17 protein-coding genes are annotated in these 23,099 nt (G+C 42.7%); 10 read left to right on the top strand and 7 right to left on the bottom strand.

Annotated features, from left to right (window positions below; genetic code table 11):
* Window positions 1-80: 80 nt before the first annotated feature.
* From valS to AC1EKT_RS03690, 4 genes are all read right to left on the bottom strand, one after another.
* Window positions 81-2,840 carry a valine--tRNA ligase gene (gene valS / locus AC1EKT_RS03705; protein WP_481616099.1) on the bottom strand — a complete coding sequence of 920 codons (2,760 nt, stop codon included), beginning with the start codon at window positions 2,838-2,840 and terminating at the stop codon, window positions 81-83.
* Between the two features lie 48 nt (window positions 2,841-2,888).
* Window positions 2,889-4,376, bottom strand: a complete 1,488-nt coding sequence (locus AC1EKT_RS03700) for an ABC transporter substrate-binding protein (protein WP_481616152.1) — start codon at window positions 4,374-4,376, stop codon at window positions 2,889-2,891.
* 130 nt (window positions 4,377-4,506) lie between these two features.
* The gene (gene nth, locus AC1EKT_RS03695; protein ID WP_415687155.1) at window positions 4,507-5,160 is read right to left on the bottom strand and encodes an endonuclease III; all 654 of its coding nucleotides are present in this window, start codon (window positions 5,158-5,160) and stop codon (window positions 4,507-4,509) included.
* Between the two features lie 20 nt (window positions 5,161-5,180).
* Complete coding sequence (locus AC1EKT_RS03690) at window positions 5,181-5,972, bottom strand: winged helix-turn-helix domain-containing protein (protein ID WP_415687153.1); 792 nt, start codon at window positions 5,970-5,972, stop codon at window positions 5,181-5,183.
* Between the two features lie 241 nt (window positions 5,973-6,213).
* Between AC1EKT_RS03690 and AC1EKT_RS03685 the strand changes: the two genes are divergently transcribed.
* On the top strand, window positions 6,214-7,005 hold the full coding sequence (locus tag AC1EKT_RS03685; RefSeq protein ID WP_415683244.1) for a beta-carotene 15,15'-monooxygenase: 792 nt from the start codon (window positions 6,214-6,216) through the stop codon (window positions 7,003-7,005).
* 142 nt (window positions 7,006-7,147) lie between these two features.
* Here AC1EKT_RS03685 and AC1EKT_RS03680 read toward each other — a convergent pair whose 3' ends face one another.
* Entirely contained in the window at window positions 7,148-7,642 is a 495-nt protein-coding gene (locus tag AC1EKT_RS03680; protein WP_004105658.1) for an inorganic diphosphatase, read from the bottom strand.
* A 303-nt stretch (window positions 7,643-7,945) separates the two neighbouring features.
* On the opposite strand from AC1EKT_RS03680, the gene AC1EKT_RS03675 reads away from it, so the two are divergent.
* The 4 genes from AC1EKT_RS03675 to pgl all read left to right on the top strand — a co-directional run bounded on the left by AC1EKT_RS03675 (window position 7,946) and on the right by pgl (window position 13,927).
* Window positions 7,946-10,402 carry an acyltransferase family protein gene (locus AC1EKT_RS03675; RefSeq protein WP_481616100.1) on the top strand — a complete coding sequence of 819 codons (2,457 nt, stop codon included), beginning with the start codon at window positions 7,946-7,948 and terminating at the stop codon, window positions 10,400-10,402.
* A gap of 103 nt (window positions 10,403-10,505) precedes the next feature.
* Window positions 10,506-12,086: a glucose-6-phosphate dehydrogenase gene (gene zwf / locus AC1EKT_RS03670; protein WP_415683242.1), complete on the top strand. Its 1,581-nt coding sequence runs from the start codon at window positions 10,506-10,508 to the stop codon at window positions 12,084-12,086.
* Window positions 12,083-13,024 (top strand): glucose-6-phosphate dehydrogenase assembly protein OpcA, encoded by a 942-nt coding sequence (locus AC1EKT_RS03665; protein ID WP_419398861.1) that lies wholly within the window; start codon window positions 12,083-12,085, stop codon window positions 13,022-13,024. The genes zwf and AC1EKT_RS03665 overlap by 4 nt, the downstream gene beginning before the upstream one ends.
* A gap of 78 nt (window positions 13,025-13,102) precedes the next feature.
* Entirely contained in the window at window positions 13,103-13,927 is an 825-nt protein-coding gene (pgl, locus tag AC1EKT_RS03660) for a 6-phosphogluconolactonase (RefSeq protein WP_480033131.1), read from the top strand.
* A gap of 98 nt (window positions 13,928-14,025) precedes the next feature.
* Here pgl and gndA read toward each other — a convergent pair whose 3' ends face one another.
* Complete coding sequence (gene gndA / locus AC1EKT_RS03655; RefSeq protein ID WP_481616101.1) at window positions 14,026-15,480, bottom strand: NADP-dependent phosphogluconate dehydrogenase; 1,455 nt, start codon at window positions 15,478-15,480, stop codon at window positions 14,026-14,028.
* Window positions 15,481-15,906: 426 nt separating this feature from the next.
* Between gndA and nrdH the strand changes: the two genes are divergently transcribed.
* From nrdH to AC1EKT_RS03630, 5 genes are all read left to right on the top strand, one after another.
* On the top strand, window positions 15,907-16,167 hold the full coding sequence (gene nrdH / locus AC1EKT_RS03650) for a glutaredoxin-like protein NrdH (RefSeq protein ID WP_119527179.1): 261 nt from the start codon (window positions 15,907-15,909) through the stop codon (window positions 16,165-16,167).
* Between the two features lie 3 nt (window positions 16,168-16,170).
* The gene (nrdI, locus tag AC1EKT_RS03645; protein ID WP_415683239.1) at window positions 16,171-16,671 is read left to right on the top strand and encodes a class Ib ribonucleoside-diphosphate reductase assembly flavoprotein NrdI; all 501 of its coding nucleotides are present in this window, start codon (window positions 16,171-16,173) and stop codon (window positions 16,669-16,671) included.
* 76 nt (window positions 16,672-16,747) lie between these two features.
* Entirely contained in the window at window positions 16,748-18,985 is a 2,238-nt protein-coding gene (nrdE, locus tag AC1EKT_RS03640; protein ID WP_415683238.1) for a class 1b ribonucleoside-diphosphate reductase subunit alpha, read from the top strand.
* 95 nt (window positions 18,986-19,080) lie between these two features.
* Window positions 19,081-20,175: a class 1b ribonucleoside-diphosphate reductase subunit beta gene (gene nrdF / locus AC1EKT_RS03635; RefSeq protein WP_415683237.1), complete on the top strand. Its 1,095-nt coding sequence runs from the start codon at window positions 19,081-19,083 to the stop codon at window positions 20,173-20,175.
* 351 nt (window positions 20,176-20,526) lie between these two features.
* Complete coding sequence (locus AC1EKT_RS03630; RefSeq protein WP_415683236.1) at window positions 20,527-21,120, top strand: hypothetical protein; 594 nt, start codon at window positions 20,527-20,529, stop codon at window positions 21,118-21,120.
* A gap of 252 nt (window positions 21,121-21,372) precedes the next feature.
* Here AC1EKT_RS03630 and AC1EKT_RS03625 read toward each other — a convergent pair whose 3' ends face one another.
* On the bottom strand, window positions 21,373-22,824 hold the full coding sequence (locus AC1EKT_RS03625) for an ATP-binding protein (RefSeq protein WP_481616102.1): 1,452 nt from the start codon (window positions 22,822-22,824) through the stop codon (window positions 21,373-21,375).
* Between the last annotated feature and the right edge of the window lie 275 nt (window positions 22,825-23,099).

The raw sequence follows: 23,099 nt of genomic DNA, 5'->3' as shown, positions 1-23,099 counted from the left end.
TAAATACGCAAAAGCGCTGGAGTCGAAGATTGACTTCCAGCGCTTTTGTTTTGCGATTAATTATTTTCGACTACTTGCAACTACTTCTTTTTTGCAGGAGCTTCACCGAGTTCGCTTTGAGCAACTGAAACGTTTACGTTAGCTGCATCAGAATCTGCAGATTCAGAATCAGAAGAATCTCCAGCAACTGCAGCCTTAACAGCGTTAAGCTTTACTTCTCCAGTAACGCGTCCAGCTTCAGCAACGTCATCCAAAGTCTCCTCAACAGCCTTGTAAGCGTTTTCTGCAACATTCAAAGTCACCTGCAAAATAGGAGTCTTCATAGAAACTTTTGCTTCAGACTTAATCTTTCGCAAAGTAGCCAAAGCTTCACCCGCATAAGCCAAAGTATCCGCAGAAACACCGTTTGCAGCAGACTCATACGCCTTAGCGCATGGCCAGCTAGCACGATGCACAGAGCCTTCGCCGTCATGCATCCAGCTCCACACCTCTTCAGTAGCGTAAGGCAAGTAAGGAGCAAGCAAGCGAGCCAAAGCATCGAGTGCAAGACCAAGAGTTGTGCGAGCAGACTTCACAGCAGCTTCACTTGGAGTGCGTCCAGTGGATTCTGCAGTACCGTAAGCACGATTCTTTGCAAGCTCAATGTAATCGTCGCAGAATTCCCAGAAAAATGTTTCGATTGCTTCCAAAGCCTTAGAATGCTCGTAAGATTCAAGCGCATCAGTTGCGGTACGAATAACGGATGCAAGCTTTGCCATAACAGAGCGATCCAATACTTCCGTAACGTCTGCAAAATCCCAGTCCGCGCTAGCAGGCTCAAGAACCTGATGCTCATCATCTTCGCGACCAATTGCGAGCGCAAACTTCGTAGCATTCAAAAGCTTAATCGCAAGGCGACGGCCAATCTTCATCTGACCTTCGTCGTAAGTTGCATCCAAGCCAAGTTTTGCAGAAGTTGCCCAGTAGCGCACAGCATCCGCACCAAACTCTTCGATTGGCTTATTTGGCACAACCACGTTGCCCTTAGATTTAGACATCTTCTTATGGTCAGGATCAAGAATCCAGCCAGAAAGCGCAGCATGTTTCCAAGGCAAGCAGCCGTTTTCAAGATGTGCACGATCAACAGTACTAAACAGCCAAGTACGAATGATATCCTGACCTTGTGGACGCAAATCCATTGGGAAAGTAGCCTTAAACAAAGCTTGATTTTCTTCACCTGGCTCTTCCCAACGAGTCACGATTTGTGGAGTTAAGGAAGATGTTGCCCAAGTGTCCATAATATCTTGCTCGGCTGTAAAACCGTTTGGCTGGTCTCGCTGAGATTCGTCGAATCCTTCTGGAACGTCAATAGTTGGGTCGATTGGCAAACGATCTTCGCTAGGCGTCAAAGGATGCTCGTAATCAACTTCCCCATTTTCGTTTACTGGGTACCATAATGGGAATGGCACACCAAAGAAGCGCTGGCGAGAGATAAGCCAGTCACCATTCAAGCCGTGAACCCAATTCTCATAGCGCACACGCATAAAGTCTGGATGGAAGTTAAGTTCCTTGCCGCGCTCAATAAGCTCAGCGTTTAGCTTTTCGTCTGTGCCACCGTTCTTTAAGTACCATTGACGAGAAGTGACGATTTCCAAAGGCTTATCGCCCTTTTCGTAGAAGTTCGTCATGCGCTTTGTTGGCTTTGGATCGCCATCCATATCTCCAGCTGCTTGCAAAGCTTCAACAATTTCCTTACGAGCAGAGAACGTGGTTTTGCCGGCAATTTTCTCGAACATTTCGCGACCGGATTCATCCGTAATCCAATCAGGAGTCGTCATTACAATGCGACCGTTACGCTGAATAATTGGTCGAGTTGGCAAATTCAAATCGCGCCACCACTCAACGTCAGTTACGTCACCGAAAGTGCAGCACATTGCAATGCCAGCACCCTTGTCCATTTGAGCAGCAGAATGCGCCAAAATCGGAACCTTCACCTTAAACAGCGGTGAATAAACTTCTTGACCAAAGTACTTCTTGTAACGCTCATCTTCTGGATTTGCAATTAAGGAAGTGCATGCAGCAAGCAATTCTGGGCGCGTAGTTTCAATATAAATTGGCGTACCATCTTCAAAACGGAACGCAATCTTATGGTAGAAACCAGGATATTCGCGCGATTCAAGCTCAGCCTGAGCAACTGCAGTCTGGAATGTAACATCCCACAAGCCTGGAGCGTCTTTTTGATAAGCTTCTCCGCGAGCAAGATTGCGAAGGAATGCTTTTTGCGCAACTCGGCGAGGCTGCTCGCCAATAGTGTGGTAAGTTTGCGACCAGTCTACAGAAAGACCGAGCCTGCGCCACAATGCTTCAAAAAGCTTCTCATCTTGAGAAGTTAAGCGCTCACAAAGCTCAATAAAGTTCTGTCGGCTTACAGGAACCTGATCCTTAGCTTCAATTTTCTTGCCTTCAGTGCCTTCAAAAGGCGGCTTAAAATCAGGGTCATACTTCAACGAAGTATCCACTCGCACACCGTAATAGTTTTGCACGCGGCGCTCTGTTGGCAAGCCGTTATCGTCCCAACCCATTGGGTAGAACACGTCAAAGCCTTGCATACGCTTATATCGCGCAATAACATCCGTATGCGTGTAGGAGAATACGTGACCAACATGCAAGTGTCCACTAACTGTTGGAGGTGGAGTATCGATAGAATATACGGCCTTACGGTCGCGAGAATTATGGAATGCGTAAGTCTTAGCTTCATCCCAATTGCTACGCCACTTGTCTTCAAGACCATCAACGCCAACTTTGTTAGGAAGAGGCGTTAAATGTGCGTGCTTTACTGTGTTGTTATCCTGTTCACTCATGAACTGAATATTAGAAACTCAGCGCGACAACACAAATCTTACGCTTTTCTATTTCACAACTACGCTTTGCAATGGCAGAAGCTGATCCGTCATATTCTTCGTATAACCGCTTATATTAGATTTCACAGCCATTATGCTTTTACGAGCATAAAGCCAGTGCGCTGCAGCATTATTGCTTACTTCGCGAGCATATGCACGAGCATTTGCCTCATATTCGCTTGCATTCTTAGAATGAACTGCATCAGCCCAAGCTTGTTGAGCACGCGCGTCTTGCAAAACGAACGGAGAACCGCTTTCTGCAAACATACCTTCATCTAAAGTACGATTACTAGTAGTAAGCGCAAGATCATACTTACCCTCACTAATACGCTTACGCATAGTTTGTTGATCAACTTCTTCAAGATTGACCTTAAAACCGCTCACGGAACTAATCTGTTTTGAAAGCTCGCGCCCAACTCCACCTTCGCCTTGTGAAACAAGGAAAGTAATAGTTCCTAAATATCTTGCGCTAAAGTAATGGAACAAGGGAGCAGCTTTGCTTGGATTATAAGGATACAATCCATTTAAATCTTCATAACCAGTTGAAAGAGGATCAATAGGTCCTCCTACTGGAACACCACCATTGCCATCAGCTGCAAGTACAGTTTGCGCATTCAAAGCGTATCTCGCAGCTTTACGAGCCTGCTCATCGCAGAAAATTGACGAAACTGTTGTATTTATTGCAACAAATCGCACTCTTGTGCTCTGACCCTCTACCATTTGCGTATTAGCAACAGCAGCAAGACGCTTATTTTCGCTACCTTCAAGCGGAACTGCCATTTGAATATTGCCTTTTTCCATTGCCTCAGCTAGTGCAGTGTCACTATTGAAATATTGCAAAGTAACACTTGCGCAAGAAGCAGGGGTTCCCCAATATTTATCGTTGCGAAGTAATACTAAAGAATTGCCTTTATTGTAATCACTTACAGTGAAAGGACCTGTGCCAAGAGCAGCACTTGCATAGTCGATCATCGATTTTGTGTCATAGACAATGCCAACACGTCCAGCAAGACGACGTAGAAGTAAAGCATCTGGATTATTAAGAGTGATTACTAGAGTGTAATTATCTGGATTATTAACGGTTTTAATATTTGAAAGCGCGCTATAACCAGGATAATTATTTGTTATGCCTTGTTTCAAAGATTCTAATACGGAATTGGAATTCATCTCACTACCGTTAAAGAAACGCACGCCTTGACGCAAATTAAAGCGATATGTTAAGCCGTCTTTCGAAATATCCCATGACTTCGCGAGACCCGGTTGCAAACTATTATCATCGCCACGTTTAACAAGAGTTTCGTAAACATTACCAATTAAAGCTTGCTGTAAAGCGTCACTATCGTCTTTTCTAATATCAAGAGATTCAGGAGCAGTACGCAAACCAACTTTTAGCACTGAGTTACTAGCTGGATGCATTATTGAAGCAAAAGGCGAATGACCTTGGTATATTTGCCATCCACACCACAAAATGCCGCTCATTATTACTGACACAACCACAAACACAACCCATGGCATCCAGTCTGTATTAACTCGAGCATGAGCTGACCTGGAAGCACGATACGCATATTTGCCTGTTCTTGACATAACTTACAGTCTATATCAATATCGGAATTGGAAACAACACGCTTTAAATAATTGCTGACGGACATGTTGTATTTAAAGGGCATGAAACACATTTTGGATTCCGAGCAGTGCAAATTTTTCTGCCGTGCAAAATAAGTCTATGAGAAAGATTAGTCCACTCTTTAGGAGCAAAATAAGCTGTTATTTCGCGTTCAATAGCGACAGGATTTGGATGAGCCTGAACCTTACGCCAACCAAGACGCCCTGTAACACGTATTACGTGAGTGTCTACAGGAAACCCCGGTAATCCAAATGCGTTGCCAAGAACGACATTGGCAGTTTTACGGCCAACACCTGGCAACGATATTAAATCTTCCATATTTGATGGCACTATACCAGAAAAATTATTAATCAAGCATGCAGATAATGAAATAATGTTCTGTGCTTTTACTCTATAAAATCCGAGAGGGTAAATAATTGACTCAACTTGAGATACAGGAGCAGCAGCTAAAGAACTCGCGTTGGGAAAAATAGAAAAGAGTTCAGGAGTCACAATATTTACGCGCTTATCTGTAGTTTGCGCACTTAATACAGTAGCAATTAGTAGCTCAAACGGATTTTTGAAATTTAATGCACACTTCGGTTCCGGTATTTCTTTGCACAATAAATCGTACTCTGCATAAATACGAGCTAATTTCGCTTGTTTTGATTCTCGCATATTAGAGCTTCAATAAATCGTTATTGTTCAGGCTGCTTATCTGCATCATTTTCAGAATCATCTTCAATGCTGCTTTCGGAAATTTCGCTATTCTCGTCTGATTCCGAAGGATCGAAGCGATAGCCAACATTACGCACTGTGCCAATCAAATGTTCATATTCAACACCAAGTTTTGCGCGAAGCCTACGAATATGGACATCTACAGTACGAGTGCCACCGTAGTAGTCGTAACCCCATACTTCTTGCAACAAATGAGTGCGAGTAAACACCCTGCGCGGATGCTGCACAAAGTATTTCAGCAATTCAAATTCTTTATAAGCTAAATCAACAGGATGACCATGCAAACTCACTGTGTAGCTACGCATATCTACAACGAGATCTCCAGAACGCATAGTTCCATTGTCTGAATTGAAAGAATCATCAATTTCAGAACTTTGCGAATGCACAAATAAATCATCAGAAGATCCGTGTTGCAAAGAAGCCAAACGCAAACGACCTTCTACTTCTGCAGGAGAAGCATTAGTTAGCACAACATCAGAAATGTTCCACGAAGGATTTACTACAGTAAAACCACCCTCAGTTATAACTAATATGACAGGAACCGTAATATTTGCAACACGCAGAGAAGAACACATTGATTTAGCGAGAGCTAAATCCTCACGCGCATCAAGCAAAAGAATGGTTTGTGCAGGTAGTTTTGCCAAACTTGACGTATCCAAAGAAAGTAAACGCACTTTATGAGATAACAAAGTAAGTGAAGGTAAAACTGAAGAGGGAGAAGCACACGAAGTCATCAATGTGATATCAGTCATATGATGCCTCCAACAAACAATTGATGTAGTAGCAAATTCAGCCTTTACAGGAATTGTAAACCATACTGCGAAAAATAGCGATAAGCGCAACACTTGCGTCTTCCGAAGATAAAAAATATCAACACAATAAAGCGCAGTGCAGGTTATAGGCTACATTAGTAAATAAACAAAGTAATTTGTTAATATTTTATGGGCATATTACGCTTTATAAATATAAAACTTACAGCACTAGGGAGTGTGTATGAGCAATGAAACACGTATCTGCAATGACAAGATGCAGAAAAATGATAATTCTTGCGTAAATGTTCAAAAACATACACGTATACCTAGCATGAACGCATTGGCGATGTTTATAAGCCAAATTTTTGTTGTAGTACTTCTCGCAATTGCAGCGATATTGCCAATTGCAACAGCAAAAATAACACTTATGTTATGCCTTATCATAATGCTTATATTTATAGCGTTGTGGCCACTGCGCGGAAATTTAATTGACAGAGCTATTGCATTATGCGCAGGAATTGCTTCTGCATGGTTTGCAACTGGAGTATTAAAGGTATGGCTGCCAAAAAGCGTCGTCATTGATAACGAAACTGTGTCAATGAGTAAGTTTATTGCTGCAATTCACCCTTACGAACGTTGGGCTGTATCTTTTGCTCTAATTCTTGTAGCAGCAACATTTGTGACATTCTTGAGGCAAATGCTGCGCGAGAATCGCACAAATTTAGTACGAAATCTTTCGCACACGTTGACTGCAAGTATTGCTTGTGCAGCACTTCCGGGTTGGCTATTTTTGCCGTCAATTATTAGCTTTATACCATCGCTTCGCAATTTAAACGCTGGAATACTCGTTATAGTACTGTGCATATTTATGCTAATCGCGCTATCAGGACTTTCATATTTATGGGTTCGCAACAATTATGAAGAATACAAAACTGGAATTATTGCGCACGATATCGCTACTTCTATATTGCCAATAATGCTTTCAGGAATGCTTGTGTATATTGCAGGTCTTGGAATGCTAGTAGCTGCTTAAAATTATTTAAAGCGTATGTAACGTTACGTTTTAATTTACTTTTGAAATCACCTGCTTACATAAAAACGTCGAAAACACGGTATGTGTCTTCGACGTTTTATTTAGCCTTTAATTTTATTGTTTTGCTTATTAAAAGCGAAACTTATTTTTCGCTTTCTTCCAAGCGCTTGCGAGCTGCAACGATTTCCTTCTCAGCCTGCTCAACGCCAGCCCAGAAGTCACCAGGAAGAACTTCCTTACCTGGCTCCAAAGCCTTGTACTGCTCGAAGAAGTGCTTGATTTCAGCCTTGTGATACTCGTTCACGTCATCAATATCCTTGATGTCGTCGAAACGAACGTCAGCTGGAACACACAAAACCTTGTCATCTCCACCGGCTTCGTCAACCATGTGATACAAGCCAACGGCACGGCACTCAACAACGCATCCTGGGAACACAGAATTTGGAATCATAACAAGAGCGTCGAGTGGATCTCCATCTTCGCCCAAAGTGCCATCAATATAACCGTAATCATCTGGATAACCCATAGCTGTGAAAAGCGTACGATCCAAGAATACGCGACCAGTTTCGTGATCCACTTCATACTTGTTCTTAGAACCGCGTGGAATCTCTACCACAACGTTAAAAGTTTCTGCCATTTTGGCTCCTTTGATAACTTTAATAACAATTCATATAACTGTTCTATCTCACTTTAGCGCGCACCGACGAACGACAACAATAGAGCATGCAATACAAAATTTTGTTAACAAATTTCATTAAATAATAAACGTTTTGTATCCCTTACAGAAGTAGCATAAAATCACATATTTTTAGCGCATCCTAGGCATATCAACAAGACACGCTTTAAGCTATAAAAGTGTCTTAATACGCAGTTAATATTGCTACGTTTTACACACGATATGTTGCACACATACCAGTATGGTTACCGAAGCGTAGGCAAGATGACAAAAAAGAGATGCGTGAACACTTCCACTGTTTCACAAGCAGATCAATCCTTCAAAACAAAGAAGGTTACTGCAGAAAAAAATGCTAGTAAAACGAACTCAACTAATCTTTCATCAAACGCAAATAATACAGTAGAAAAATCTATTACCGTAGAAAAAACTATTAATAGCGCAAAAGCTGAAAATAAACAATCATCTACTTTACCTACAAATACTGTTTCGAAGCGAAATAAAGCAATAGACGGTTTAAGAGCTCTAGCAATTATTGGTATTGTATGCTTTCATATGCGTCCAAGCCTTCTTACGGGAGGATTCCTTGGAGTAACACTGTTTTTGGTATTGGCAGGATATTTTTGCACGAGATCAGTTCTGCGCTATTTAAACGCAGATAAAAACGCAAAAAATGCAGAAAATATCGAAGATAATAATAAAAATACTCAAGGAATCAAGCATTACTGGGAATATTTACTAAAGCGCGTAAAAAGAATTTGGCCATCGACACTTGGAATTATCACTATAACAGCACCAATTATGTGGCTTTTTTCACCAAGTCTACTGCCAAAGTTACAAGCGGATGCTCTTTCAAGCTCCGGATTCTTTAGCAACATAATGTATGTTGCTCGTAAACTTTCATATTTTGAACAGTCCGGATTACCTTCTCCTATCAAACATCTTTGGTATCTCGGACTTATAATGCAAGCTTTTGTTATATGGCCTATTATCCTTGCTGCACTTATTAAATTCGTGCGTAGCAAGCTAGTACGCATGTATATCACAGCAGGCTTAGCAATACTTTCTTCTATTCTTACTTTTACTTTTTCCTACTTATTTGACAATTACACAACTCCAGCTCGCGTCTACTATTCTCTAGATACGAGAGCATCAGAATTCTTAATGGGCGCAATGTTAGCAATGTACGGCGCTTGGTTTGCAAAACATTCATTCCACGCGTGGCTTATTCATGCATTACATTTGCTAATTGGCAAAAAGAACATATCTGTCAGCTTAGCTTCATCAGTTAAGTTAGATAGTAATGCAGATAGTAGTGTAGATAATTCAGCACTAACGAAAAAATCAGATAAATCCTACGCAAATAACGAAAAAGTATTTGCTGAAGATGGAATACCTGCTGACTTGCGCGAAGGATTACAAATTGATTTATCAGATAATAGCGTAGCTCCAGATATACAAGAACTTCCAAATAACGCATTCAATAAGCCAAAGACTGTTTTTTATAATCCACTTCATGCATGGCAGAGATCTTGCATTGGTCTGTTGGCAACAATTGTGTTGTGCTACTGCTTCGTGTATGCAGAAGGCACATCTTCAGTATTTGTTTTCGGCGGATACACAATAACAGCAGCCGCTTGCACACTAATACTGTGGTCTTGTACGCAAACTGATAATATTTGCTCAAGAATATTTTCATGGGCTCCGCTCGCTTATATCGGCAGACGCTCTTTTGCAATTTATTTAGTTCACTTCCCTGTTCTTGAATTATTCAACCCAGCAAATAGAACAACTGCTGTATCTACAGGCGAGCAAGTCTTTCAGGCACTAGTAATAGTTGCACTTGCAGAATGCTTGTATCAGTTATTTGAAAAGCCAATAAAAGATCAACAATTATTTAAGCTTATCCGCTCTGTTTCACTAACTTTGTGCTGCATAATTATTGTGTCGTTAATTATCTTGCCAGTAAATTGGCAAGATATAGCTAAGCATAGGTCAATGCAGCTTCGCCCAGAATTGACAGCACAAGTAGCGCAATCTTCATTGTTAAATAAAAAGCCTAATGCTTTTGACAAAACTAATTCTGAGCAAAAAGCAAAAGGAAAAGCAGTTCCAAAAGGTGTGCAAAAGGATGTAGTAAAACAGTCTCTTCCACCTACACCATCGAAGTATCGTATTCTCTTCCCTATTGCAGAAAAAGTTCCACGAAATCTTGTTACTACTCATACGCGAATCGACAAACGACGCAACACTTGTTCCGTGAACTTAACTATGGTTGGAGATTCTATTACTGAAGGCGCTAAACCATATTTGATGCAAGTTATGCCTAACGCTTATATAGATGGAAAAGTGAGTAGACAAATTTTCCACGGAGCTGATGAATACGAGAAAGATATTTCTGTAAAACACGCTGGAGATGTGGTAATTTTCGCTCTTGGAACCAACGGTCCTCCTCGTGACGATAGTGTGCTTCAACACATGGTTGATGTTGCAAAAGGTAGACCTGTTTACTTCGTTACAACACGAGTTCCGCAACCTTGGCAGGATGCGACGAACGATAGCTTACGCAAGTTCGCAGCAACTCACCATAATGTTGGCATTATAGACTGGCATGGTTTAAGTAACGGTCATTCAGAATATTTGACTGACGATGGAGTTCACTTAACTCCAGTCGGCGGTCCGCAATACGCGAAAATGATTCGTTTAGCAGTGTGCGGTGGCTGAAAATTAGAGTTATAGCGCGCTAAAACTTTTTAATACTGTTATTAAGCGTAATAAATTGCGTTTTGCGTGGTGAAAATAGCTACGAAATATTACGATAGTATTTATGACTGAGTTGAGGACACTACATGATTCGCAAGACGCTGGGGAAAGCGTATCTACTTGGACGAATCCTTTGCGCGATCCGCGTGATTTGCGTTTAGCTCGTATTGCAGGCCCGTGCAGCCTAGTAATTTTTGGCATTACTGGCGATTTAGCACGCAAAAAACTTATGCCAGCAGTATATGATTTAGCTAATCGCGGTCTTTTGCCTCCAGGATTTGGTTTAACTGGTTTTGCAAGACGCGATTGGACGGATGAGCATTTCGTAAACTTTGTGCGCGAAAATATTGAGCAGCATTGCAGAACTCCATTTCGTGAGTCAACTTGGATTAATCTCGCTAAAGGCATACGTTTCGTGCGCGGTACTTTTGACGACGCGTCCGCGTTTGAGCGTTTAAGCAAAACAGTAAACGAGCTAGATAGGGATCGTGGAACTCGCGGAAATCACGCTTTTTACATGTCTATTCCGCCTTCCAGCTTCCCGGTTGTTGCGCAACAACTTGCAGCATCAGGTCTTTCGCACTCTTCTGAACATGCTTGGCGACGCGTAATTATTGAAAAGCCTTTTGGACACGATTTAGCGAGCGCACGAGAGTTGGATCGCGTTGTTTCTGAAGTTTTTGATCCTAATTCTGTGTTCCGAATTGACCATTATTTGGGCAAGGAAACTGTGCAAAATTTGCTTGCTTTCCGCTTTGCTAACGCAATGTATGAGCCGATTTGGAACGCGAATTACGTCGATCACGTGCAAATTACAATGGCTGAAGATATTGGCATTGGCGGAAGAGCCGGATACTACGACGGAATCGGTGCTGCTCGTGACGTAATTCAGAACCATTTGCTTCAACTTATGGCGCTTACTGCTATGGAAGAGCCTGTAAGTTTCCGCGCTAGCGATTTGACTGCTGAAAAAACGAAAGTTCTATCCGCAATCCGACTACCTCAAGACTTGGCTGCCAATACTGCTCGAGGACAGTATGCAGCAGGATGGCAAGGCTCTTACAAAGCTGTTGGATACTTGGAAGAACAAGGCATTGATCCTCAAAGCACTACTGAAACGTATGCTGCTGTACGACTTGACGTTGATACTCGCCGTTGGGCTGGAGTTCCGTTCTACTTGCGAACCGGCAAACGTTTAGGCAAGCGCGTTACGGAAATTGCTGTTATTTTTAAGCGCGCTCCGCATTTGCCGTTTGAGTCTACTGCTGTGCGCGAACTTGGCAGTAACGCTATTGTGATTCGAGTGCAGCCAGACGAGGGCGTTACTATGCGCTTTGGTGCGAAAGTTCCTGGCGGCACAGCTATGGAAGTTCGAGACGTTTCTATGGACTTTAGTTACGGACGCTCTTTTACTGAAAGTTCCCCTGAAGCTTACGAGCGCTTGATTCTTGACGTACTTCTTGGCGAACCACCGCTATTCCCAACTACGCAAGAAGTAGATTTAAGTTGGAAAATTCTTGACCCTATTGAGGAATTCTGGAGTTCGCTTGGCACACAACCGCAACCGTATCGCGCTGGAACGTGGGGTCCAGCAGAAGCTGATGCTATGCTTGCTCGAGATAATCGCCATTGGAGGCTGCCATGATTATCAACCTTCCTGATACTAATACAAGCAAAATTGCAGCAAAAATCGACGAATTGCACGAAGAGCGCGGCGAATCCGCTACTGGTCGAGTGCTCACTTTGCTTATTGATACAACTCTTAAAGAGTTAGAGCATGCACTTGATGCAGCAAACACAGCTAGCCGCGAGCATCCTTGCCGAGTTATTGCAATGGTTCGAGATTGGTCTAGCGAGCACGCTGCTGAGCGCGGTGAGGTTGTGCCGAATCTTGATGCTCAAGTGCGCTTTGGCGCAGATGCTGGAGCTGGTGAAATTATTATTTTGTATCCGCACAACGGTTTAGTTCGTCATCCGGATACGCTTGTTATTCCACTACTTGTGCCAGATGCGCCGGTTGTTGCATGGTGGCCAACAAACGCTCCTGAAGATCCTGCTCACGATTTGCTTGGAGCTATGGCAAGTAGCAGAATTACTGATGCACAGCGAGCAGACGACACTCTTAAAACTGTGCAAAACTTGCGCAAAAACTGGTCTCCGCAAGATGCAGATTTGTCTTGGACGCGTTTAACTCCTTGGCGCGCTTTACTTGCTTCTATGCTCGATCAACCTCCACATTTGCCTATTCTTAGCGCGAAAGTTGTGGGTCCTACTCATTACGTGTCTTTGCATTTACTTGCAGCTTGGCTGAAGAGTAGCTTGCACGTGCCTGTAGAAATAGTTGAAAATCCCGAAGCTCAAGCTATTACTTCCGTAACTTTAGAACGCGAAGATGGCACATTGTCACTTACTCGCCCTGCTGGCGGAGATCAAGCTTTGATTAGCTTGCCTGGACAGGCTGCACAACCTATTGCGCTTCCTATTCGCACTTTGGATGATTGCTTAAGTGAAGAATTGCGACGCATTGATCCTGACGAAATTTACGCGCAGTTGGTTAGAGATAATCCTGCAGAAAATGCGTAAAACATTACGTGAAACAACTTGTGAAACAACGTATGAAACAGCGTGTGAAACATTTTTAATTGCATAAAAGGAACAACTATGACAAATAATGAAGTTACTTTTGCACATAACGCAAGTATTTACGGATACGATAATCGCGATGTGCTTGCAGCCGTTGCAGCTCAACGCCTAGTAACGCTTATTATGGAGTCACAAAATAATGTGCAAAATCTCAATAAACCATTCCATTTACTTCTTACTGGTGGCACAGATTCAATACGCATGTTCCAAATGTTTGCTAGCAATCCACTTTTACCTGCGATTAATTGGAATTTAGTGCATATTTGGTGGGCAGATGAGCGTTTCGTAGCTTATGATAGCGAGGATCGCAACGCACGCAAGGCTCGCGAAATGTTTCTTAACTTACTTACTTCTAACAAGGCTTTGGCAGAATCTCATATTCACGAAATGCCTGCAGACGAGCGTAGTGCTGAGGAAATTGCAACAGCCAGCGACGCTGAAAATGATGCAATTTTAGATGCTGCAGCACGCGACTATGAGGAAGAAATTGTGAGCATACTTGGTAAAGAGCCTGTGTTTGATTTAGCAATCCTCGGTATGGGTCCGGATGCTCATATGGCTTCACTTTTCCCAGGATTGCCGCATGTCAACAATCGCGAGCGCATTGTTGTTGGAGTAAACCACTCCCCTAAGCTTCCTCCAATGCGATTGTCTCTTACAGTTCCTGTGCTGGCTCACAGTCGCCGCACTTGGTTCTTGACTGCCGGAGCAGAAAAGGGCGCTTCTTTAATGAATTCACTTTCGGAAGCTAATAATCCTGAATATCCTGCGTCTTTTGCAAACGGCACAGACGAAATCTCTTGGCTAACAACCACAGAAACTTTGCAAGCTGCTATTAAGTAGCTTTCATAGCTTTCTAGCAACATGCATAATATTTAGAACAATAGATAACAGACCCCTGCATAATAATGCAAAGGTCTGTTATCTCTAAATATTATTTTTTAATCTTGCTTTACTTCTCGGCGATTAGGATCTGCCCACAAAGTGTGGAATACGCCTGGCTCGTCAATGCGACCGTAAGTGTGCGCACCGAAGAAATCGCGCTGAGCTTGAATAAGCGAAGCCGGCAAACGCTTTGAACGCAAGCCATCGTAGTACGCAAGCAAACTAGAGAATGCTGGAACAGGCACGCCATGCTCAACTGCACGCGCAATAACACGACGCCAAGCAGCTTGAGACTTCTCAATAGCAGCCTTAAAGTACGGTGCAAAAAGCAGAGAAACACTTGCTTCACCAGACTCAAAAGCCTCGGAAACGCGGTTCAAGAACTGAGCACGAATAATGCATCCACCACGCCAAATGCGAGCAACCGCAGCCTGGTCAATCTTCCAATCATGCTCAATTGCAGCAGCAGCAATCTCGTCGAAGCCCTGAGCATAAGAAACAATCTTAGAAGCGTACAAAGCTTGGCGAATATCCTCAATAAACGCCTTACGCTCAGCATCGTTCAAATCAAAATGCACGTCCGGGCCAGTCAAACCTTGGCTTTCAGCAGCTTCACGCAATGCAACTTGGCTTGAAAGACCACGCGCAAACACAGCTTCAGCAATACCTGTAACAGGTATGCCGAGCGAAAGCGCAGACTGCACAGTCCAAGTACCAGTACCCTTCATGCCAGCATGATCCACCATCATTTCAACCAAAGGCTTACCAGTCTTAGCATCCTTCTGGCGAAGCACATCAGCAGTAATCTCAATCAAATAAGAATCAAGTTCGCCCTTATTCCACTCGCTAAACACATCCGCAATTTCGTCGGACTTCATGCCCAAGCCGCGAAGCATTAAATCGTAGCTTTCGGCAATAAGCTGCATATCCGAGTACTCAATGCCATTGTGAACCATCTTCACAAAGTGGCCAGCACCGTCGGTGCCAATATGCGTTACGCAAGGCTCACCTTCAGCAACAGCCGCAATAGACTTCAAAATAGGACCAAGAGTCTTCCAAGATTCCTCAGTGCCACCAGGCATCATCGAAGGACCACGCAAAGCACCTTCTTCGCCGCCAGAAACACCGCAACCAACGTAATGAAGACTGCGCGCGCGAATGTCACGCTCTCTGCGAATAGTATCTTCAAAATAAGAGTTTCCGCCGTCAACGATAATATCTCCCGGCTCCATAGCGTTCGCAAGTTCTTCAATCACAGCATCCGTAGGAGCACCAGCTTTTACCATAATTATTGCGGTGCGCGGACGCTTTAGAGAAGCCACAAATTCTTCAACAGTTTTTGAAGGCACAAAAGCGCCTTCACTGCCATGCTCATTCATTAAAGTTTCAGTGCGCGAATAATGACGGTTATAAACAGCTACTGTATTTCCATGATGCGCAAGATTACGCGCTAAATTCGAACCCATTGCAGCCAAACCAACAACACCAATATTTGCCTGAGCTTGAGTCATAATGACACCTCTTATCTTGTACTTGTTTTGTTATTTGCACGCATGCTTTGCGCACCCAAGCAATCTGCATTATCTACAAAATGCACAATTTTTTATTTTGCGTTACGCCCCTTCAAGAAACGCACTTAATAATTTTATAGGCGGATATGCACAAGGCTTAACAATATACAAGCTAAGTAGTTTCAAATATAAATTTTGTGAAATAAATTACATTTTTAATCGTTAAAACTAAGCTCATATTCACTTCATAAAACACGACACGCTTACAAACACGCTATTTTTAGCTATTTTAAATAATAACTATATATAGTGTTTGCGCAGTCGACACACCACTATAAATAGTGCTTATTCGGAGTAAGCTAACTACTTGGCTTTTGTCGATACAACCAGGAATTGCAAAATTCCCCATCACCAGAGGAGATTGAAATGACTATCACAGTGTTTACTAAACCTCATTGCCCACAGTGTGATGCAACTAAGCGACAGTTCACAAAACTTGGCGTGAACTTCGAAACTGTAGACTTGTCAAAAAGCCCTGAATCACTCGAACAGTTAAGAAATGCAGGATACCGTCAAGCTCCAGTAGTCATTGCTCCCGACGCATCCTGGAGTGGGTACCGTCCAGATTTAATTGCGCAAATTGCAGATAAACTCGGAACTTCCGCAGAGACAGCAAAAGAAGCATAAGAAATGTGTGAACAAGAAAGCATCACAAAACCAAGCGAGCCTGAATCACGCGCACAAGGCGAATCAATCGGAGCTGTAGTCTACTTTTCCTCAGTTTCCGAAAACACGTTAAGATTTGTGCAAAATTGCGATTTTCCAAGCAATAACGTGAACGTATATCGCATACCACTTCGCCCTAAAGAGCCGGAATTAAACGTGCGCGAACCGTATGTTTTGATTGTTCCAACTTACGGCGGTGGAAATATTGCAAAAGCAATACCGATGCAAGTTCGCAAATTCTTAAATAATCGCGAAAATCGTTCGTTTATTCGCGGAGTAATTTCTTCCGGAAATACGAATTTTGGAGAAGCATATTGCGCTGCAGGCGGTCAAATTGCAGGAAAGTGCGGAATCCCAAATATGTACTCGTTTGAGCTCACGGGAACTCAAGAAGATATAGAAAAAGTAGCGCAGGGCATACCGAGATTTTTAAAACAACTCAAAGAAACAGAAGAAACAAAATAAACAAAACAAGTAAAAGAAACAAAACAAAAAGCGTTTGAAAAAGCAAAAATAACGCATGAAGAAAGGAACAAACCCCATGAATAGCACGGATCCGATGAGCGAATCTACTTCGCTTAATCTTGATCACACTGATTCTGCAAGCGCAACAGCCAGCGCAACTGCCAGCACAACAGCAGAGCGCATTCGCAACAGCCGCGACTACCACGTTCTTAACGCTATGCTCGGTCTTTTTGACCCAGAAAAGGGCATTCAGTTTGATAAAGATCAGGAAGCAGAAAAGCTTTACGTTTCGGGTTACGTGCAAGAGCACAGCATGAAGTTTGCTTCCACTCGCGAGCGCTTGAACTATCTGATTGACAACTATTACTACAACGGCAACGTATTCGGAAAGTACAGCGACGAGTTCCTCGATAAATTCTACGAGCACGCGCAAGCCGCTCACCACACTTTTGGCACATTCTTGGGTGCTTTTAAGTTCTACACTTCTTACGCTTTGAAGACTTTCGACGGCAAGCAGTATTTGGAAAACTTCGCTCAGCGCGCAGCTGCAGTCGCTTTGGAACTCGCAGACGGCGACGAAAAAGCAGCTCTCAACTATTTGGACGAGATGCTTGCAGGTCGCTTCCAACCAGCTACACCAACGTTCTTGAATCTTGGTAAAGCACAGCGCGGCGAGGCTGTAAGCTGCTTCCTCGTGCGCCTGGAAGATAACATGGAGTCTATTGCGCGTGGAATTAATTCTGCTTTGCAACTTTCTAAGCGTGGCGGCGGCGTGGCTCTGCTTCTTACGAATTTGCGCGAACTTGGCGCTCCTATTAAGCGCATTGAAAATCAGTCGAGTGGCGTTGTGCCTGTTATGAAGCTTTTGGAAGATTCATTCTCTTACGCTAATCAGCTTGGTGCTCGTCAGGGTGCTGGTGCCGTGTATATTAGCGCTCACCACCCAGATATTATGCGTTTCCTCGACACTAAGCGCGAGAATGCTGACGAAAAGATTCGTATTAAGTCGCTTTCTTTGGGCGTTGTGATTCCAGATATTACTTTTGAGCTTGCTAAGCGCAAGGAAAAGATGGCTTTGTTTAGCCCTTACGACGTTGAGCGCGAGTATGGTAAGCCTTTTGCAGATATTTCTGTTACTGAGCATTACGATGAGATGGTTGCAAATCCTCGCATTCACAAGAAGTACATCGACGCTCGCGAATTCTTTATGACGATTGCAGAAATTCAGTTTGAATCCGGCTATCCTTACATTTTGTTTGAGGATACTGTGAACCGCACGAATCCTATTGAGGGTCGCATTACTATGAGCAACTTGTGCTCCGAGATTTTGCAAACTCAAGAAGCAAGTACTTATAATGCCGACTTGTCTTATAGCCACGTTGGTCGCGATATTTCTTGCAATCTTGGCTCTCTTAATATCGCTAAGGCAATGGACGGTGATTTGGGTGCAAGCGTTGATTTGGCTGTGCGCGCTCTCACTTCTGTTTCGGAGCATACTTCTATTGATTCCGTTCCTTCGATTCGTCGCGGAAACGAAGAAGGTCATGCTATTGGCTTGGGTCAAATGAATTTGCACGGTTTCCTTGCTCGCGAGCATATGCAGTACGGAAGCGAAGAAGCTCTTGACTTTACAGACATGTACTTTATGACTGTTGCTTACCACGCTTATAAAGCTTCTCACGCTTTGGCTGTAGAGCGCGGCCACGCTTTTGCAAGCTTTAAGACTAGCGCTTACGCTAAGCCTGCAGGCAAAGGCAACTACTTCGATAAGTACACTGATGGAAGTCGTTCTCTTGAGCCTCGCACTCAAGCGGTTCGCGATTTGTTTGCTCGTTTTAATGTTGCGATTCCAACTGTTTCAGACTGGGAGCAGTTGCGCGACGAGATTTTGCGCGACGGAATTTACAACGAGTATTTGCAAGCTGTTCCTCCAACCGGCTCAATCTCTTACATCAACCATTCCACGAGCTCGATTCACCCAATTGCTTCACGCATTGAGATTCGCAAAGAGGGCAAAGTTGGTCGCGTCTACTACCCTGCCGCTTACATGACGAATGACAATATGCAGTACTTTAAGGACGCTTACGAGATTGGTTGGAAGGCAATTATTGACACTTATGCTGAAGCAACTCAGCATGTGGATCAGGGATTGTCACTTACTTTGTTCTTCCCAGACACTACTACTACTCGCGATTTGAACAAAGCTCAGATTTATGCGTGGCGTAAGGGCATTAAGACTCTTTACTACATTCGTATTCGCCAGAAGGCTTTGGAAGGTACAGAAATCGAGGGTTGCGTAAGCTGCACGCTGTAAATCACAGCGCTAAAAATCGCAGCGACGTAAATCTTTAAAGATTAAATCAAAACTTAAAAATTTTATAAAACGTAAACACAAGATCAGGAGTAATAATGACAGAACTCGACCCAACAGCGCTCGACCCAACAGCACTGCGCAGTAGCCTCGATAAGCCTTTCGGCACAAATCGTGTAATCGCAGATGACGCTATGATGGCAGCTTCTATCACACCATCTCAGTACCGCTACCATCACGGATCGCGCGTGCGCCCAGTTAATTGGAACAATATTGTTGATGACAAGGATTTGGACGTTTGGAATCGCCTTATTGCTAACTTCTGGCTTCCAGAAAAGGTTCCGCTGAGCAACGATATTCCTTCTTGGCGTTCCCTCACCGACCTTGAGCGTAAAACCACTACTCGCGTTTTTACGGGCTTGACTTTGCTTGATACCAGCCAGGCAACTATTGGCGAACTTTGCCAGATTGAGCACGCTCGCACTGAGCACGAGCAGGCTATTTACACGAATATTGCTTTTATGCAGTCGATTCACGCGCGCTCATACTCCTCTATTTTCTCCACTCTTTGCTCTAGCGAGGAAATTGATGAGGCTTACCGTTGGGCTGTTGGAAACGACGTTTTGCAGCAGCGCGTCACCACTGTGCTTTGCGAGTACGAGAGCGAAGATCCGCTTAAGCGCAAGATTGCTGCAACTATGCTTTCTTCGTTGCTTCTTTACGCGGGCTTCTACCTTCCGCTTTACTTTGCTTCTCGCGGTAAAATGATGAACACTGCAGATATGATTCGTTTGATTTTGCGCGATAAAGCAATTCATGGCTATTATTCTGGCTACAAGTTCCAGCGCGGTTTGGAGCTTAGAAGCGAGAACGATAAGAAGAATCTTGAAAAGTTCACTATGAACTTGCTCGATACTTTGTACGATTTGGAAGTTGAGTATTCTGGTCAGATTTACGAAGGATTTGACTTCCACGATGACGTTTTTGACTTCGTGCGCTACAACGCTAACAAAGCTTTGATGAATCTTGGCTATCCTGCGAAGTACAGCGAAGAAGAAACTCACGTAAGCCCAGAAATTCTTGCGGCTCTTTCTCCTGCTGCCGACGAAAATCACGACTTCTTCTCCGGTTCTGGCTCCAGCTACATTATGGGCAAGTCCGTTGAAACTGACGACGATGATTGGGATTTCTAGTCGTATAGCCTACTGTTTGACTATTTAGCAGTTTGATTGGTTAACTAATTAGATTTAATTAGTTAACCAATTTAATTTATATAAGTTAATTATTAAACCAAAATATCGCATACACAAAAACTGAAAAATTAGAAAGTAGCACAGACTACCTCCACACTTATGGTACACTATGTGAGATGAACTGGTTTTGTTAATCCCTTTATGCAAAAATCAGCAGTGGCTATCACTCATCCTAACGTTTAAGCCAAAAACTTTTGGGCTGAACTGAGCTGGCGTTCAAGTTTGGAATCCAAATTGATAAGTGCGCCTAGCAGCTATTAGTCACGTCTGTATGAAGAAAGAAGGACAAGTATGGGGAAAATGACTTATAAAAAATTACTTTGTCTTGTAGTGCTATTCAGCTCGTTGGTAGGACTAGCGGCATGCGGTAACACAAAAGCAAACAATACAGCGTCTACGAAAATAACCCGTCAGTCAACTAAAGAACATTCAAAATCAATCAAAAAACCTTCAGAAAAGAAAGTTCCTGAGGCTTTTGTAGAAGGCGAAAAAGGAACTTTTGAGGCTCTAGGCGAAACCAAATCTGTTATTTGGGAAGCTTACCCTAAAAGTTTGTCTCAGGTGAAAGATTCTTTTTATCACTGGACGCCTAATGACAAATGGTTCCAAGTTAATACCGGTCATTATATGGTCGCCGACCGTTTAACCACTTCAGGAGCTTTATTAAGGAAACTTCAAAAGGGCACACCAGTCAAATTAAACGGCAAAGATTATAAAGTTACGGATTATAAAAACTTTGAAGGTAACGGCAGCTCTGATAAATTGTCAAACCTATTCAAAGAGTATATTAAGCAATTCCCTAAATCTGCTTACTTTGTCCAAACTTGTCTTGATGCCAGAACTTATGGCGGTCAACGTATAGTAGTTTTTGACGTAGCAAAATAGTAAATGGTTTAGCAACATAATTTAGATTATTTGCCAAATTTTGTTGTTTTGAAAATATTGCCTGTGCATCGACTAGGTTGATGAACAGGCAATATTTTTTTAACTGATTACGTGACTGTATCGCGTAACTTTAATTGCACAGTCGCTATGTTATACGAGTTATCGTGGCAGTTTTTGCTAATTTTGCAATTTCTGCAACGATAACATGTGATTATTGCTGCGCAATATAGTCTCGTAACTATTGTCCCGTAATCAGTTAAAAAACATTGTTTGCGCGTCAACAAAGTTGATGCTTGTTTTAGCATGACGAGGATTGTAAGAAGTTGGATACTTTGTAAAAAGCATAAATATTTTCTTATAATCGCGATTTTTTGCATTCTCAACTAAAGTTGCTCGCTGCAACAACTTGCTCACTGCTTCAGCTTCGTTAAGATTATTACGCCACTTACATTCTGCAATAAGAAGCTGCTTGTTAATATCGTCTTGCGCAACAATATCAATATCAGTTTGTTCGCGCGCAATAGGATCGGCACCCCACCATTTACCTAACGTAGTTGGCAAAAAGTCCATTCTGCCAATTTTGCATTGGTGCACAATCCACTGTTCGCACATTTTCTCAAACTGTTGACCCACAAAAGTGCTAAACACTTCATGCTCGCTACCAAGAACACTACTTGCAGCAGCGTGTGAAAGTCCGCGTTCAATCAATCCTTTATTAGGCGCTACAAACCTATACCAATACGCAAAAAATGGGTCGCAAATCTGCCATAATCCTTTTTTGCAATGAAGCGGATTCATACCGAATGGAATATTTCTTTCAATCAATCCAAGGCCTTCTAATGTTTTCAAATACACGTTCACTGATGTAGCCGGCAATCCAATACGATCCGATATTAAAGTTGGAGTGTTGCATCCCGTTGCAAGAGCATTGAGCACACTATTGTACGTTGAAGGATCGCGCAATTCCTGGCGCATAAGCATGTCTGGTTCAGCGTACAAAATTCCCGAAATATTAAAGCATAACTGCTCAAGATTTTCCGCAAACGAAAACTTATTATCTAACTGTTCAATATAGTATGGCGTTCCTCCAAGAGATGCAAAATAGTTGATTTTATCTTCCCAAGTAGCATTATTTGGCATAAGTTCAGCTGCTTCAAAAAGATTGAATGATTGCAAGCGAATCTGTGCGGTACGTCTTCCGTAAAGTGGACTCTTTTTGCCAAGCACTTCACTTTCCATGAATCCTTCGTTGCTGCCGCACAAAATAAGAGTCATGTTCGTGTTCTTAAATTTATGATCTATTGCGACTTGGAATGTTGACGCTAAGGATTTATCTGCTTGAGCTGCATACGGAAATTCGTCGAAAACTAGAATAAGTGGAGATTGAGAAGCAATTTGATTTGCGGTGCTAGATTGTTGTGCAATAAAATCGAGAGCGTCGTTCCAATTGTTAAACGATCCTGTAGTTGACGGTAGATTGAAGAAATCGTACACCGCGCGCGAGAAATCACGCAAATTCTCAATATTAGTTTGTTCGCGAGCAGTAAAAAGTATTGCGCGCTTATTTTTACAAAATTGTGAAATAAGCGAAGTTTTTCCTATTCTTCTACGACCATAAACTATTGCCATCTGGAACGAGTGCTTGCTGTTTTCATACAGTTTTTCCAGTACTTGTAACTCGTCTTGTCTGCCAACAAAAACCATATTCCACCTGCCGCTACGCTAATAATTGCAATATTTTTCAGCGCATCTTATAGCTGCTGAATCTGCGCTCTATCTAATATAATCGCGATTATTATAATCGTAATTATAATAATCTAAATTATATTATTTTGCAATATATTCAACGCAACCGCGCGTTATCGTGGCAGAAATTGCAAAATTCGCAAAAACTGCCATGATAACTTTGTATAACATAACAACGAAACAGCATTCTGTATTGCAAATTAACCGCCTACTTGCATCTGCTGCGCAGCAGA

The sequence above is a fragment of the Bifidobacterium sp. C0047B3 genome (assembly GCF_056590535.1).
Note: the sequence above shows the minus strand (reverse complement) of the source record. Positions and strands in the feature narration are given on the sequence as shown.